This is a genomic window from Geofilum rubicundum JCM 15548, from assembly GCF_000974365.1.
In the GTDB taxonomy this organism is placed as follows: Bacteria; Bacteroidota; Bacteroidia; order Bacteroidales; family Marinilabiliaceae; genus Geofilum; species Geofilum rubicundum.
In genome coordinates, this window is record NZ_BAZW01000011.1 from 18,675 (window position 1) to 34,964 (window position 16,290).

A 16,290-nucleotide genomic window follows, 5' to 3' on the forward strand; every position below is an offset into this window, starting at 1 on the left:
TATTATCCGGTTTTTTTCGGATAGCCTAAATTACTATTTATCGGTGTTTTATCCAATGGGTAAGGGGTGTATTCATAGAAAAAGCTGCCCTGGCGGGGCAGCTTTTAGATGATCAGAATTTTTGAAATGCCTTATTTCCACAATCCATCGGGGTATTCACCTTTATCGTGCAGCGCTTTCAGCGATGCCTGCACCAATGGCTTGTCCTCCTGGTAAGTTACACCAAACCATTTGGCCGGGGTGTTGATGATTTTTACGCTGGCTTCGCCGGCCTTAACCATATCGTCGGCCGCTATGTTGAAATAGTATTCCGACTTAAGTTCGGATCCTTTTTCTTTCAGGAAGCGCTTAAAGCCATTTTCCAGATGGCCGAAGAATTCGGGTTTGAAAATCCAGAAGTTCATGGAGATGGGCTCTTCACCTGTCAGTTCCTCCTTGTAATCGTCCTCGTAGAAATAGATCTTATCTCCTTCCTTACCAATTTTGGTACGCTCAGTCACCTTGGTCAGGTTGTTGTTGGCATCCGATTCGCATACGCCACGTGAAACGGTGCCATGCTCTGATAGCGTGTTTTTAAGCGCATAGCCAATCATGGCATATTCATTGACATCCTTGCTGCTGTTGATAAACTCGATGGCTTGACCATAGGCATCCTTGCCATAAAAGTCGTCTGCATTGATGATGGCAAAGGGCGTGTTAATCACCTCTTTGGCCATTAACATGGCGTGACCGGTTCCCCAGGGCTTTTGGCGATCCTCAGGAATGGAGAATCCTTCCGGAATTTTATCCAGACTCTGATAGACATACTCGGTTTCAATTTTTCCTTTGAGGCGTGGCTCAAACTGATCTTTGAAGGCCTGGGCAAAATCTTCACGGATCACAAAGACGACCTTGCCAAAGCCGGCACGGATGGCGTCAAATACCGAATAGTCGATGATTGATTCGCCGTCGGGCCCCAGTTCGTCCATTTGTTTAAGGCCACCGTAACGGCTGCCCATACCTGCTGCAAGAATGAGAAGTGTTGGTTTCATGTTATCGTGTATTTAATAGTAGTTTTTACTCTTATTTATAGGACGCTACAAAAGTGCGAATAATTAATTTTTTTATCAAAATTACGAAAAAAGGAGGTGGGGTGCTAATGGGGGATGGCAGTTGCAAACTGCGGGAAGGGATTTGGCGAAGTTGCAAACTTCGCCAAGCAACGTGGAAATAGCATTCCCGATGCCGGGCGAAGTCTCCGACTTCGTCCTTTTTGTTGAATTTGATGGCAGTGTGATAGATCTTTCGTCCTTAATTTTTTCAGTGATTTTGGTTTTGAAAGTCTTTGACGATGCTGGACGTTAGCCAGTTGGCTAAGGCCTGGCGGTTGGATTCAACGACAAAGCGTTGCTGGTCGCGAAAATTCCGGATATTGCCCAGTTCAATAAAAACGGCTACCGGATGGGTGTGTTTGAGCATATATAGATTACGGTGGTTCACCGTGCCGGAGAATCCGCGTTGGGGTTGGTGTTTTTTGTAGTTCTCTTCAAAAGTCTTACTAATGGTTTCGGCCATTTCTTTGCCTTTGGGACTGTTTTCGTGGTGGTAGAAGAAGACATCCAGTTGCTTGTTTTGACTGCGGCTGTCCAAATGTATTTCGATACAGCGTTGATAGGTGGCCGCTTCTTCTTTGGCGAGTTGGTTGATGACCGTCGTTCTTTGTTTGAGCCGCGTCAGTTGATCCAGGGGGATGACCTGTCCCAGAACCGTTTCGTGCTGATCGGGCAGCAGATAGGCACCCGATCGTATGCCATTGAGTGAATCTGCAACAATGACGTGTACGGTGGCACTTTTCTCCAGCAGGTTTTTGGCGAGTCGGAGGGTGATGTCATAGGCATACTCGTCCTCAAAAAGTTGATGTTCGTCATATTGGCCAATGGCGCCCGGGTCGGGCCCCCCGTGACCACTCACCAGATAGAAGACCGCTCCTTTAAGCTCACTGTCGCGAATTTTTAAATTCTGGTGTTCCAACCCAAATAAGGGGTCGACCCATTCTTCGGCCAGAACAGGCACCAGGTACTCCTGGTGCAGATACAGATTGCCGTTGGGGTCGAAACGCCCTTCATTTATTTGCCGAAATCGCTCTGTTTCACTGGCAGGATCCAGGTGGTGTCGACGTAAAAAGGACCAAACACCTTCTCCTTCCTGCGGTTTAGACAGCAAAAAAGTTTCAGCAGGTTGGGCAGAAATCAGTTGGTATATGAAGAATGAAAAAATCCCGATTAATAGAATGCGCATGAAATTCTGGTTGAATGACGCAAAAATAACAGTTTAATCGGGATTTTGTTAATTGTTAGGCGACAATTGGCTTGTTTTTAATGGTGTTAAGATGGATTTTTTAAACGAGCGGAAGTGCTGAAATCTCAATTTATATAAGCTAAGTTGAATAATGCCCCAGATGGGGTTTTTCTGCCTGGCCTCAGCATAGTAATTCGCCAGCATCGACATTTCAATGGGAGATCCGCCCAGGCGTCTGAGGTTAGAGAAGCCGTTGCGATGGGTTTTTCTGCTGTTGAAGCGCATGCGGTTGATGTCCACCAGACTAAAACTGTAACGGTTGTTGCTTTTGTGTACCAAAACGTTGCCCTGACTCAGGTCGAGGTGACGGATTCCCTGCTTGTGCAGTATATGACAGGCATAAAAAGCAAAATCTCTGATGATGGCTTCCTTTTCAGGTAGCTGATTATTGAAGACCTTGGCCAGGGTGAAAGTATGAGCCTCATAAAGTGAAATGTAATAGCTGTGAGAAATAAAGCCGTGCTTATCACGGAATTCGACCCAGGCAACGGGTTCAGGGGTGGCCACACCCATTTCCCGGAGTTTGTAAGCATTGTAGAAGCTTCTTTTGGCTTTGCCCATGCGGAGGAAGGCATAAGCATAACGGTTGATGAGGTTGGGTGGACCAAAGGACTTCACGCATAGTTTATTCCCATTTATTTCGAGGACTTTTATTTCGTTACGAATTTTATAGATGGTCGTGCCGTTTTGGGCAAATCGTTCATTCATTTTGGGAAGTACCGCCGCCAGATGGCCGTAGTTGGGGTTTAATTGATAGCTGAGCATGACAGTCCATTTAATTGTGTGACTGCAATATCAGGTTTTTGAGGCTTGGGGGGCTATTTAAAATACTGAAGTGTATAAATTTAGGGATGGATGGTTGGAAATACCCCTTACAAATCGGCCCAGATACGCGCCATGGAGAAACCCGGAGCTTCCATACTGAGGTTGAGAAAATAGCCAAAGGGCGTGATGGCTGTTTGGTAGTGGCCGTTTTCCAGCCGGGCCTTGGTGGCCTTAAAAAGTTCCCGGGTGAATGAAAGGGAGGCTTTGGAGGCCGACAAATGGGCAAAGGAATGAAGAACAATGGATTCGGTGTTGTTTTTCCGGGCGACCCATTTGAGATGATTGGTCAGTTTCTTTTCACGGCTCAGTATATCCTGAGTTTCATCGGTCTCCTCTGCTTGAATATAGGCCACTATGCAAGAAGAGAACCGGCCCTCCAGGGCCGGTTCGTCCGCTTCTTCGTGGTTTTTATCACCTATGGTATAGGAAAATTTGGAGGTATAAAAACAAAGCACCTTCATGCGCGTATCATTTATTTTAGCAGGGGGGTGATAATTTCATCATAGTCGTCCGCCACCTGGCGAAAGACCGCCATGCTTACACCATGCTCCAATTGCGAAAATTGGTCGTAGTTGGTCCATGATATATAGGTGAGTCCGTCTTCCTTCTCATAGACTGCCACCCGACAAGGCAGCATGGACATGTTAAAACGGTCGTAATCGCTTGTAAGTATCTCTTTGGCTCTGCCACCGTGACAAAGTTCAATGATTTTAGCAGGGGCTACTTCAACGCCGGCTTTGAGCATATTGGCCTGCATGTCGTGGACAATGGGAACAACATAACCCAGTTCTGCCGCATTGGCTTGCAGTTGTTCCACCGTTTGCTCAAAATCGAGGCGACTTTCCCGTTCGGACAGAATGGTTGTCTCATTTTGAGGTTGACAACTCGAAAGGCCCAGCATAAGGGTCAATAAGGCCACTAATGAAATTTTCGTCTTCATGGTTTTAGAATTTAGTGCGTTACTCTATTTAAACAAACCAAGTGCTAAAAGGTTGAAAATCTTGTTTCTTGCTGCTACTTGAGCCATTGATCCAGCCATCCGGAAAACTCCCTTTGCCATAAAATACCATTTTGGGCAGATAGTATCCAGTGATTTTCTTCCGGGAAATAGAGGAATTTGGCCGGAAGGTCTTTGATGCGCGCGGCATTAAAGGCGCCCATTCCCTGCGTGTAGGGAATCCTGAAATCTTTTTCAGAATGAATCACCATCATGGGAGTGTCCCATTGATCGACAAAGAGGTGGGGAGAAAAGGCGTATTGATTGTTGGGATGTTCCCAGTAGGGACCATCCATGTCCCAATCCACAAAAAACATTTCCTCGGTAGTGGTGTACATCATGTCTGCATTGAAAATGCCACAATGGGAAATGAAGGTTTTGAATCGCTTGTTGTGGTTACCGGCCAGCCAGTAAACCGAATACCCGCCGTAGCTGGCGCCTACGGCTCCAAGACGGTCCTCATCCACAAAGGGCTCCCGGGCCAGGGCATCAATGGCGCTAAGGTAGTCCTCCATGTTTTGCCCCCCGTAATCTCCACTGATCTGCTCGTTCCATTCTGTACCAAATCCCGGCAGTCCCCTGCGATTCGGCGCCACAATAATATAATCGTTGGCCGCCATTAACTGGAAATTCCATCGGTAGCTCCAGAACTGACTCACGCCACTTTGCGGGCCTCCCTGACAGTAAAGAATGGTGGGATATTTTTTATTGGGGTCAAAGTCGGGCGGGTAAATCACCCAGGTCAGCATTTGCTGGTTGTCGGTGGTGGTGATCCATCGCTCTTCCACCTTTCCTAAACTTAACTGGTTGAGCAATTGTTCGTTGGTGTTGGTGATGTTGGTGGTGGAGCCATCCTTGATGCCGATTCGGAACAAGTCGGCCGGCGCACTCATACTCACACGTGTGGCAATCAATGCATCCCCGGTATGGGCCACATCATTGAAGTTGTGCTGCCCCTCCGTCACCTGATTGATGCTGCCGTCACGCAAACTCAGTAAATGAATTTGATAGGTGGCCTTGACGTTAGAGGTGAACCAGATAAAATCTCCGTTGCGGTCCCAGGACGGAGCTCCGGCGTTATGGTCGAATGGCGTCGTCAGGTCCCGTTTTTCCCCGGTGGCCATATCCATTAGAAACAGGCGGTTTTTGTCTGCCTCATATCCGTCCCTGGCCATGCTTTCCCATAAAAGACGGGTGCCATCGGGTGAAAATACCGGGTTTTTATCGTAACCAGCCATGCCCTCCGTCAGGTTAGTGGTCAATTTCCCTTCAAGGTCATACATATACAGGTCCGAATTGGTAGAGAAGGCGTATTCCTTGCCCGTCAGTTTCTTGCAGGTGTAAATTAGTTTTTGTCCGTCGGGCGACCACGCCAATTGTTCCATCCCGCCAAAAGGTTTCAGCGGAGCATCGAAGCGTTCGCCTTCCATGATGTCCGTGCCTTCTTTGATCAGCTGACCATTTTCATAGGAAGCAATAAACAGATGGCTGTAAGTATAATCGTGCCAGCTGTCCCAGTGCCGGTACATCAAATCCGTTTCAATACGGGCATTGGCCTTGGGCAGGTCGGGATGCAAATCGTTCACGGTCTGGTCGAGCTTAACCGGTTTAGAATAAGCAATGTGCTTTAAGTCGGGTGAGTAAAGATAGCCCGTAATACCATCTTCAATGTCAGAGATTTGTGTACGTTGACTGCCATCGGGGTTCATTTCCCATAGCTGTGCAGTGCCCGACTCAGAGCTTAAGAAAGTTATTTTTTGGCCATCGGGCCGCCAGTCGGGCTGACCTTCATTCTCTGCTGTGTTGGTTATTTGCGTGGGGCTACCACCATTGGCCGGTACGGTGTACAGATCCGTGTAGGCCCGGTCTTCCGCGATATGGGTATAGGTCACCGAATACAACACCGTTGCACCATCGGGTGAGACTCTGGCATTTCCCAGACGACCAAAAGACCAAAGGGCTTCGGGGGTCATGCGCTCACTGCTTAGCTGCAGGTCGCGGTTGTGATGCGATTCTTTTTCTGAAAGTTTGGATTCATTGGTGCAGGCCGCTGATAAAATCATAAGCGTTAAAAGTCCGGTAATTAAATGTTTCATAGTTTTGTCGTTTCTTTCTTGTTTTCAAAAATAGCTATTATCTTTAAGGGTTGCAAAGGCTTGTTGTTGATCAAAATCTGAAGAGATCCGAAAATTTACCATAAAACATCAAATAATGAAAAGAACTGTATTTGTTGCAGGACTGTTGATGGCTGTATCCATCAGTTTGTTGGCTCAAAACCAGACGGACGTTCGTCTGAAATGGAAAGATAAGGACCATCAGGAAACGGTGATCGTATCGGAGAGCGGGGATTTGTACCGCGATTTGGACCACCACGGCCCGGCTATTGAGAATGAATGGATGGCGCTGCGCTTGTATTTCGATCACAAGGTGGCCATAGATGTGTATAATAAACAGCGTCCCGGACTGGAGTTGGCTGAAGCCGGATGGTATCCTACCGTGGAGCAACAGAAAGAGGGCTGGGGAGCCGATTTGTACAAAGCCGGATCGACTGTTGGCCTGGGTGGTGTCCGGTTATGGGACGGCGAAAAAGAACAGTTTTTGAACCCCGTTACTAAACGCACGGCGCGCGTTCGAAAAGAGGCCAATCATTCGTACATGGAAATGTTATCAGAGGGAATTCCGTATAAAGGGGATACCATCGATGTTCTGGTCCGGGTGACCGTTGTTTCAGGTTTAAGAGAAGCCAAAGTCGAAGCCTTTGCCTTGAGCAGTAAGCCCGTTCAGTTTTTAACCGGCATCAATTACCATGAAGGAACAGAAATCCGGCAGGGGGATGACTTTATCGGTACCTGGGGCGTCCACCCCGAAGATGTGGCTGCTTTTCAATTTGCCATTGGTGCCGGTATCCTTTATAATCCCGAAGATTTTGACAGCATCGACAAGGCCAAAACGCAATTTGTCATGATCAGCAAGCCTACCAAATATTTGGAGACCTGGATCACTTCGGCTTGTGAAAAGGAGGCTGAGTTGAACGATGTCAATGAGTTCTCTCAGTATCTGGATGATTTTCGAAAATAGTTATCCTGACTTTGGTATTAGTAGTTTGTTCTCTGCAATTGTCTAATAAGCTAAAAACCTAACGCCCTATTGTATTATGTGCGTTGTCAAAAAAGCCCGCGATTGCGGGCTTTTTTGGCCTGGATGTTATTTTTTCATCATTTCTTCATCAATCATCCTTAAATTTGCTTTATTAATAATTTGACTACAGCGATATGCAATATCTTTATGGAGTGGTTTTGGTGCTTTTTTTTCTGGTGTCCGGAGGAGGTTTGGCAGCTCAGCAGCAAGAAGTTGAGCAAGAGCCGGAGAAAGAGATGCCGGTAAAAGAAGAGAAGGCCGGGCAGCCGACTGAGGATTTACCTTCTGAAGATAGGTCTCCTGAGAATCAACCTTCTGATTCAAAGCGGGAAAATGATCGTCAGTCGGAACAATCCCAGGCAAAAGTGAAAGAGGTGAAAGGGGCCCGACCTTTGATCAGTAAAGATCGTAAAGGAGCGCGACCTGATATTGAACGTCCCGCAGGTAAAGGTCGCCCGGCAGGAGCAGGACGGCCCGGAGGTGCAGGTCGCCCCGATAAGCCGGAAAAGCCAGACCGTCCCAGCCGACCGGAACGCCCTAATCGACGATAAATGGCCATTATAACAATGAGGAGACTACTGTTTTGCCTTTTGGTAAATGTTCTTACCATCGGTTTAATGGCGGAGACTTCTGCCGACAGTACCAAAACCGATGGTGTGGAGAAAGCCCGACAGGCCTCCTTGTATCTGGGTGCCGGGTATGGCAGTGATTTGCTTTATTCGGGCTATTCTTTGTCGGGACAGAAGCCTTACTACTCCATGGATGTGTTGTATAGTTTTAACAGGCAGTGGAGCGCCTCCGCTGCCATCTATCATTTGGATGGTGCAGAACCAGGTATTGCTTTTTACGATGTGGCGCTGGGTTACCGTCGTTACTTTAATTCGTGGTGGGATGCAGGCGCCTCCCTTTCGGCCTATTTTACCAATCCCTCTATTCAGGACATTTACTTTGGTCATTTTGCCTATTTGACATTGACTGGTGGTTTCGACTGGAGAATACTGTATTCCAAATTGGTGTACAGTGCCTTGCTGGATGATTCCGGGAGTCACTACCTGCAAATGAAAAACAGTCACTATTTTTCCACCAACGATTTTTGGAACGATAAGGCTTATATGGATTTTAATCCGACTTTTAATTTGGTGTTTGGCGACAGGTATAAGTTGATCACAACAACCGCTGGCGACCAAGTCGGACCGGGAGGTGGTGCCGAGGAGGTGGTTGGTTATGAGAGTTTATTTGGCTTAATGGATCTGGAGTTTTCCATCCCCATCGCCTTCAATTATGGCGATTTTAGCGTGGAAGTGGAGCCCTTGTATTACATTCCCATCCATAAAGATCCGGACTATCCTGCTGAGAAGGGGTTTTTCTTCTTTGTGAATATGTATTATAGAATCTTTTAGATCTAACAAATCATGAACACCCTGATAGTTGAGGATGAAAAGGAATTGGCCCAAGAGATAGCCGAGTATCTTCGGAAGGAGCGCTTTATTTGTGATGTGGTGCATACCGGTATGGAAGCCTCTGAAATGATTGCTGTGAATCAGTACGATTTTCTGCTGCTGGATTTGGGCTTGCCCGATTATGACGGACTTGATTTGGTCACTGAAGCGCAAAAGGAGGGGAGTGAAGCAGCCATTATAATCATTACCGCCAGAGGTGCTGTGGAAGATAAAGTAAAAGGACTCAACCTGGGTGCCGACGATTATTTGTCGAAGCCTTTTGCTTTGGTAGAGCTGCTGTCGCGCATGCAGGCTGTGGCCCGACGAAAATTTAAAATGGAGACCAATACCATTGTCTTTGGCGGATTTGAAATGGATGTCAATGCCCGGGTGGTCAAGTTTAACGAGGTCGTGGTAGATGTTACCAGAAAGCAATTTGATTTGCTGCAATATCTGGTGATGAACCGGAATCGGGCACTTTCTCGCATTCAATTGTATGAGCATATTTGGGGGAATATTCTGGATGATCAGTACGACAGTAATTTCATCGATGTACACATTAAAAATCTGCGCAAAAAGTTAAGCGAATATGGTCCGGTAGATTGGTTAGAGACGGTTCGTGGTGTCGGTTATAAAGCCACATTTTAAAAACTAATTAGGAACTAGAATTAAAGGAAGCTTCATGCGATTACAGCACAAACTGGCCTTGGCCAATTTGCTTTTTAAGATAGTGTTCATGGGACTGTTTTTGGCAGTTACACCGTGGTTGTCAGAGCGCATTAATTTGTACCAAACCGATAATGATTTGATTGAGAAGCGGGAGGAGGTGATTGGCCTGATCTCCGATTTCGGTGTGGCGCCTTTTTTGGTGGACGAGACGGAAGACTATTTTGCCAGTTATAACATTCTCAAAGAAGAATTCATTAGTCTTGAGCAGATTGATTTGGACGAATACTGGAATTTTATTGAGGTTACCCAACGCCGCATCGATGATGAGGTGATCGATTACCGGGTGCTCAACTATTCTTTTCTGGTGGATGGGGAGACCTATCTTTTGGAAATCGGTCAAAGCCTTTCCAGTATCGCGGTGACCGAAAGAAATATCCGTCGGGTCACCATCGCCTTTTTATTTCTGTTTTTGCTGGTTTCCGTCCTTTTCGAATTGGCATATACAGGTGCCTTGTTGAAGCCACTTAATAGAATCGTAGCAAAAATCAGGGCCACTACCATACCTGAAAACTACGACCTTACCCCGGTTGTATCATCTACGCAAGATTTTAAGATGCTGGATAGCACCCTTTCTGAATTGATGAAAAAAATTAGTGCTGCCCTTCAAAATGAGCGGGAAATCACCCAGAATATCTCCCATGAACTGCTGACGCCCATTTCCTTGTTACGTAACAAGCTGGAAAATATTTTGATGCGTGAGCAGATAGATGAGGAGCTGGCCATCAAAGTCAATGAGTCACTAGCGACCCTGCACCGACTGAAGACGCTGGTGAACTCCTTGCTTTTAATTGCCCGTATCGAAAGTAACCAGTATTTGCGCAATGATAACGTGCAGATCGGCGATTTGATCAATGAGGTAGTGGAAGAGTTACATCCCATGGCTGATGATGGTGGCGTGGTGCTTATTCAGGATTACACCCGTGAATTGCATTTGTTTCAAGCCAATCGTCCCCTTCTGTTCTCCCTCTTTTTTAATGTGATTAACAACGCTCTGAAACATACACCCAGAGGCGGAGAGATTTGGATCCATGGTTATCGAAAGAAGAAGCGCTGTGTGGTTGAGGTTTTGGATAGTGGTGAAGGTATTCCTGCGGATTTACTGCCAGACATTTTTATGCGCTTTAAGAAGCGCAATGGTGCCGAGGATGATGGCTCAGGCATTGGTCTGGCCATAGCCAAGTCGGTGGCCGATTTTCACCAAATCCGGGTGGAGGTCTCCTCAGAACCGGGCAAGGGAACACGCTTTGTGTTCAGTTGGGAATTGTAATATTTCCTGTTGATTTAGTATGAAATAAATACGGCCGGTGTGGGTGTGCTGTCAGGTCGCTTGGCCGGCGGCTTTTCGCGGATATAATGGTCTTGTCCTCCTTTAAAGCATATATAATAAATATGATTTAAGTTGGTTTTTATAATGCATATGAGTAGAGACCGCATTATATTTGTCATACAAAATCATACAAAAATGCTTCGCTTCTCAAATAAAATAAAATACGGCTTACAGTTTTTGCTCTTCCTCGATGTGGATAGCGAAGATTTTACCGACATACAGCGGGCCGCCTTGTCCTGCGAGATCCCCCAAAAGTTTTTGGAAGGCATCGCTGTCAGCCTCAAAAAACACGGCATACTGGAAGTGAAGCGGGGAGCAGGCGGTGGTTATCGCTTGTCGCGCACCCCCAAAGAAGTTACACTGGCCCAGATTGTTGACGCATTGGAGAGTGTCTCACCCAAAGTGGGCGCCAGCAATAACGAACTAACCAGTCAGGTGGTCGAGGAGACATTAAACGATACCATCGATCAATTTTGGGCTTTGTTGCAGAATATCAGCCTGCATCAAATTCAAAAGAAATATTATGAAAGCGCTGATAAACTGATGTATTATATCTAAAACACGATAGCCATGACAAAAATTGCACAAAACATTACAGAATTAGTAGGAAAAACCCCTTTGGTAAAAATCAACAAGTTGGTCGGCCCCGATGCCGGCGAATTAGTGGCCAAGTTGGAATTTTTCAATCCTGCAGGATCGGTCAAAGACCGTATTGCCTTGAACATGATTGAGGATGCCGAGCGTAAGGGAATTTTGAACAAAGACTCTGTAATTGTGGAACCCACCAGTGGGAACACCGGCGTTGGATTGGCCTTTGTTTCTGCCGTAAAAGGCTACAAGCTGATACTGACCATGCCGGAGAGTATGAGTATTGAGCGTCGCAAGTTGCTGAAAAAGTTCGGTGCCGAGTTGGTGCTGACACCTGCTGCCAATGGTATGAAAGGTGCCATTGCCAAAGCCACTGAAATTGCTGCCGAAAATCCCAATTCTTTCATTCCTCAGCAGTTTAAGAATGCGGCCAATCCGGAAGTGCATCGCCAAACAACCGCCGAAGAAATCTGGGCAGACACCGACGGAAAGGTCGACTTTTTTGTCGCCGGCATCGGTACAGGTGGTACCATTACCGGCGTAGGTGAGGTGCTTAAAGCCAGAAATCCCAATGTGAAAATTATCGCCGTTGAGCCCGAAGCCAGCCCCATTTTGTCGGGCGGACAACCCGGTCCCCACAAAATACAGGGCATTGGTGCCGGATTTATTCCCGATGTACTCAACACCTCCATTTACGATGAGGTAATCAAAGTTGGTAATGAAGAATCCATCGCCATGGCCCATCGGGCAGCCAAGGAAGAAGGTCTCCTTTGTGGCTATTCTTGCGGTGCAGCATTGGTAGCAGCCATTCAGGTGGCCAACCGACCGGAGAACAAAGGGAAGCGCATTGTTGTCATCCTTCCCGACACGGGCGAGCGGTACCTCAGCACCTTCAACATCGAGTAAGTATTTAACGATTTTATCAAATATCGGCTGAAAGTCCGTTTTTTGACATCGCCTTTGAGGTCATCCTTGTGGAGACGCGCCACGTCTTCACAAGGACCCAATATTAAGAAAGTTAAAGAGGTCAATAGATTATTAGGGCGTTAGGTATAAGGTAAGAGCAAGTCCTTAATTATAAGCTTATTACGTATATAGGCAACAGGGTTGTAACTGCTTGTAAATTAAGCAAATAAAAAAAGCATAACGAACTATTGAGAGGCTTTAGCCCCACCATAAATATTAGGTCTTTGGTGCATTAAAGGAGAATGAAGTCATTCTTCATTTTTATCCGTAGAAAGACCTACTTAAATTGTATGTAATAATTTACATAGTTTAATGTATTGCATACGTAGTTACCATTCCTGTTTAAAACCACATCCATTTAACATGTCAGACAACCAGTTATTTAAACCCGAAGAACGCAGTGAGCTGCAGCGGGTGCTTTCGACCATGAACCGGGAGCAGTTGCTTTGGCTTGGCGGCTATATCTCAGCGGCCATCGACTTTGCCCCTTCGGGCCACGATACATACAGCGATCCCATCATTGAGCCCCGTGCGGTGGCCCAGCATGCCGAGCCATCGGCAGCGGCTGAGGACAGTGCCCGCTCCTTGACCATTCTTTATGGTTCCCATTCCGGCAATTCGGAAAAAACAGCTCATATGGCTCGGCATGAGGCCGAGCGTTTGGGCATTTCCTGCAAGGTGAAAAACATGGAGGACTACAACGCCCGCTTTTTGAAAGATGAGGAGCAAATCCTCATGGTGGTCTCCACCCATGGTGAGGGTGAACCGCCATTGGCGGCTCAGGAGTTGTACGATAAACTGGCCTGCAATAAGGGGCCCGACTTGTCGGAGATCCCCTTCGCGGTCATTGCCCTGGGAGATAGTTCCTATCAGAAGTTTTGCCAGACCGGCTATGATTTTCACAGTTTCCTGAAGAAACTGGGCGCCGAACCTTTGCGGGAGGTGGCTGCCCTGGATACGGATTTTAACAATGAACTGCCTTCGCTGATTCCGGCAGTCGTAAAGCTCTTCGCCTCATCCGGATCTTCCCCGGCAGCTGCTCCATCAGCGGCTAAAGAAAGGTCTGCCGATGTGATGGCTTCTGATACGCCCGTGGAGGCGCCAGTGCTGGAAAAGTTGCAGTTGAACGGAAGGGGATCGGAAAAGGAGACCTGGCACATTGAAATATCTACGGATAAAAAAGGATTGGTGTACCAACCGGGCGATGCCCTGGAGGTCTATGCCAACAACAATCCGGAATTGGTTCGGGCGGTACTGGGCAAGGCGGGACTAGAGGGGACCGAAAAGGTGGAAATCAATCAGCGCCGTTATTCACTGGAAGAGGCGCTGACCAATCATTTTGAACTGACCCTGGTCACCCCGCCGGTGGTAAAAAAGTTTGCCACCTTATTGGATGACGACGCGCTCAACAAACTGTTGGATGATGCCGACAAGCTGAACGAATTTATCCGGGGCACCGATGTGCTGGATTTACTGACCAAATATCCGGTGAAGTTGACCATTGGGGAATTGTTGTCCTTTCTGCGTCACCTGCCACCACGTGCTTATTCTATTGCTTCGAGTCCCGCCGAGGTGGGCGACGAGGTGCACATTACCGTCGGTGCCGTGCGCTACGAGAAAGACCAGCGCTGGCGGGGTGGGGTATGCTCTACCTTTTTGGCCGACCGTCTGGAAAACGATGACAGCCTAAAAGTTAAAATTAAGCCCAACAACCAGTTTCGCTTGCCCTCAGATGGTGATACCCCCATTATCATGGTGGGTGCCGGTACCGGCATAGCACCGTTTCGGAGTTTCATTCAGCACCGTTCGGCCACCGGCAGTAAAGGCAAAAACTGGCTCGTGTTTGGCGATCAGCATTTTACCACCGATTTTTTGTACCAGTCGGAATGGCTCAAGTATAAAAAGTCCGGACTACTCACCCGCCTTGACGTCGCCTTTTCACGCGATCAGGCTGAAAAGGTCTATGTGCAGCACCGCATGAAACGCTATGGCAAGGAACTCTATCAATGGATCGCCGGTGGCGCTCACTTTTATGTGTGCGGTGATATGAAAAAAATGGCCGGGGACGTCAAAAATGCTTTTCTCGATATCCTGCAAATTGAAGGTCATATGAGTCGCGAAGAAAGTCAGGCGTATCTGGCCAAATTGCGGAAAGAAAAACGTTACCAGGAAGATGTTTATTAGCGGGCTCGCCCTTGCGCTCAAATGCTCACCCCCAAACTAAAAACAAATTGTATGTCTAAATTACCTGAACCAATTGAGTGGACCCCCTCGCCGGTGGAACACATCAAGATAAAAAGTAACTTTCTGCGCGGCACCATCGTCGAGGGACTCGCCAATGATACCACAGGGGCCATCTGCAGTGATGACACTCAGCTTATTAAGTTTCACGGCAGCTATCAACAAACCGACCGTGACCTGGATGGAGAGCGCAAGAAGCAAAAACTGGAACCGCTTTACAGTTTTATGATACGGGCACGGGTACCGGCGGGTATTGCTACGGCCGATCAGTGGTTGGTGTTCGATCGACTGGCCGATCAGTATGCCAACGGAACGCTTAAATTGACTACCCGACAGGCCTTTCAGTGGCACGGTATTCTGAAGCGCAACCTTAAAAAGACCTTGCAGGGCATCAACACGACACTGCTCGATACCATTGCCGCCTGTGGCGATGTGAACCGCAATGTGATGGCCACCTCCAACGAGGGACTGTCGCCACTGGTGGCTGAAGTGGCGACTTTTGCACAGACCATCAGCGATCATCTGCTGCCAAAGACAACGGCCTACCACGAAATATGGCTCGATAAAAAATTACTTTCAGAAGGTGGCAGCGATGAGGAGCCCATTTTGGGCAAGACCTACCTGCCGAGGAAGTTTAAAATTGCGTTGGCTACGCCGCCTTATAATGATACCGATGTCTTTGCCAACGATATCGGACTCATTGCCATTGGCGAAGGCGACCGGTTGGTCGGCTTCAATGTGGCCGTCGGCGGTGGTATGGGAATGACTTTCGGCAATGCTGAAACTTATCCCAGATTGGCAGACGTGATTGGTTATGTGTCCAAAGAGGAAGCGCTTCAGCTGATTGAAGAGACGGTGAAAATTCAGCGCGATTATGGCAACCGTGAGAACCGCAAACTTGCCCGTTTTAAATATACCCTCGACCGGCTGGGCACGGATGTTTTTAAAGAAATGTTGGAACAACGCAGCGGCATTCGGCTGCAACCTGCCAAACCCTACGAATTTACGCAGAACGGAGATGTTTTTGGATGGAAGCAGAACAGTCGCGGCAAGTGGTTTCTCGGTTTGTTTGTCGAGCATGGCCGGGTGAAGGACGTCGGTAATTATAAGCTCAAATCCGCTTTGCGCGATTTGGCGCGCATCAAGGTATGTGATTTCCGGCTCACCGGAAATCAGGGGCTGGTGCTCGGCCACATCGATGAAGGGGATAAGGTACAGGTCGAGAAAATCCTCAGCAAGTATCAGGTCGATCATGTGGACAATCTTTCTGGTCTGCGCAAGCATGCCATTGCCTGTGTGGCGCTGAATACCTGTACACTGGCCTTTGCCGAAGCAGAGCGCTATCTGCCCCAGTTGAATACCAAAATAGAAGCCATTCTTCAGGAACTGGATCTGACCCACGAGGACATTCTGATACGAATGACCGGCTGTCCCAACGGTTGCGGCCGGCCCTTTCTGGGCGAGATTGGTCTGGTAGGCCGTACCCTTGGAAAATACAACCTTTATCTGGGTGCCGGTTTTTTGGGGGAGCGACTAAATACCCTGTATCGTGAGATGCTTGACGAGAACGAAATCCTGGATGAATTATCTACCCTGTTGGCCCTTTACGCCGAAGAGCGGAACGCGGGGGAGCATTTTGGTGATTTTGTCGTGCGTGCAGGCATTGTAGAGCCCAGTCAGTCAGTTGCAACCATTTAACCGTC

Annotated in this window: 15 protein-coding genes; 9 read left to right on the top strand and 6 right to left on the bottom strand. The window is 47.6% G+C overall.

From position 1 onward, the window contains the following. Nucleotides 1-131: 131 nt before the first annotated feature. From JCM15548_RS07670 to dpp5, 6 genes are all read right to left on the bottom strand, one after another. Entirely contained in the window at nt 132-1,031 is a 900-nt protein-coding gene (locus tag JCM15548_RS07670; protein ID WP_062124028.1) for a nucleotidyltransferase family protein, read from the bottom strand. 268 nt (nt 1,032-1,299) lie between these two features. Next, nucleotides 1,300-2,277 carry an N-acetylmuramoyl-L-alanine amidase family protein gene (locus JCM15548_RS07675; RefSeq protein WP_062124030.1) on the bottom strand — a complete coding sequence of 326 codons (978 nt, stop codon included), beginning with the start codon at nt 2,275-2,277 and terminating at the stop codon, nt 1,300-1,302. Nucleotides 2,278-2,325: 48 nt separating this feature from the next. After that, nucleotides 2,326-3,102, bottom strand: coding sequence for a lipopolysaccharide kinase InaA family protein (locus tag JCM15548_RS07680; protein WP_062124032.1), 777 nt, complete (start codon nt 3,100-3,102; stop codon nt 2,326-2,328). Nucleotides 3,103-3,209: 107 nt separating this feature from the next. Beyond that, entirely contained in the window at nt 3,210-3,623 is a 414-nt protein-coding gene (locus JCM15548_RS07685) for a threonyl-tRNA synthetase editing domain-containing protein (protein ID WP_062124034.1), read from the bottom strand. An 11-nt stretch (nt 3,624-3,634) separates the two neighbouring features. Further along, complete coding sequence (locus JCM15548_RS07690; protein WP_062124036.1) at nt 3,635-4,102, bottom strand: DUF302 domain-containing protein; 468 nt, start codon at nt 4,100-4,102, stop codon at nt 3,635-3,637. Nucleotides 4,103-4,176: 74 nt separating this feature from the next. Next, nucleotides 4,177-6,255, bottom strand: a complete 2,079-nt coding sequence (dpp5, locus tag JCM15548_RS07695) for a dipeptidyl-peptidase Dpp5 (protein ID WP_062124038.1) — start codon at nt 6,253-6,255, stop codon at nt 4,177-4,179. Between the two features lie 115 nt (nt 6,256-6,370). Between dpp5 and JCM15548_RS07700 the strand changes: the two genes are divergently transcribed. The 9 genes from JCM15548_RS07700 to JCM15548_RS07740 all read left to right on the top strand — a co-directional run bounded on the left by JCM15548_RS07700 (nt 6,371) and on the right by JCM15548_RS07740 (nt 16,285). Then, complete coding sequence (locus JCM15548_RS07700) at nt 6,371-7,237, top strand: DUF4861 family protein (RefSeq protein WP_062124040.1); 867 nt, start codon at nt 6,371-6,373, stop codon at nt 7,235-7,237. Nucleotides 7,238-7,431: 194 nt separating this feature from the next. Next, nucleotides 7,432-7,848: a hypothetical protein gene (locus JCM15548_RS07705; RefSeq protein WP_062124042.1), complete on the top strand. Its 417-nt coding sequence runs from the start codon at nt 7,432-7,434 to the stop codon at nt 7,846-7,848. A 15-nt stretch (nt 7,849-7,863) separates the two neighbouring features. Beyond that, entirely contained in the window at nt 7,864-8,697 is an 834-nt protein-coding gene (locus tag JCM15548_RS07710) for a hypothetical protein (protein WP_157482515.1), read from the top strand. Between the two features lie 12 nt (nt 8,698-8,709). Next, nucleotides 8,710-9,384: a response regulator transcription factor gene (locus JCM15548_RS07715; RefSeq protein ID WP_062124046.1), complete on the top strand. Its 675-nt coding sequence runs from the start codon at nt 8,710-8,712 to the stop codon at nt 9,382-9,384. 34 nt (nt 9,385-9,418) lie between these two features. Further along, entirely contained in the window at nt 9,419-10,732 is a 1,314-nt protein-coding gene (locus JCM15548_RS07720) for a sensor histidine kinase (RefSeq protein ID WP_062124048.1), read from the top strand. Nucleotides 10,733-10,927: 195 nt separating this feature from the next. Then, nucleotides 10,928-11,350 carry an RrF2 family transcriptional regulator gene (locus JCM15548_RS07725; protein WP_062124050.1) on the top strand — a complete coding sequence of 141 codons (423 nt, stop codon included), beginning with the start codon at nt 10,928-10,930 and terminating at the stop codon, nt 11,348-11,350. A 12-nt stretch (nt 11,351-11,362) separates the two neighbouring features. Then, on the top strand, nt 11,363-12,286 hold the full coding sequence (gene cysK / locus JCM15548_RS07730) for a cysteine synthase A (protein WP_062124052.1): 924 nt from the start codon (nt 11,363-11,365) through the stop codon (nt 12,284-12,286). A 423-nt stretch (nt 12,287-12,709) separates the two neighbouring features. Further along, nucleotides 12,710-14,530, top strand: a complete 1,821-nt coding sequence (locus tag JCM15548_RS07735; protein WP_062124054.1) for an assimilatory sulfite reductase (NADPH) flavoprotein subunit — start codon at nt 12,710-12,712, stop codon at nt 14,528-14,530. Nucleotides 14,531-14,581: 51 nt separating this feature from the next. Beyond that, the gene (locus JCM15548_RS07740) at nt 14,582-16,285 is read left to right on the top strand and encodes an NADPH-dependent assimilatory sulfite reductase hemoprotein subunit (RefSeq protein WP_062124057.1); all 1,704 of its coding nucleotides are present in this window, start codon (nt 14,582-14,584) and stop codon (nt 16,283-16,285) included. Nucleotides 16,286-16,290 lie beyond the last annotated feature (5 nt).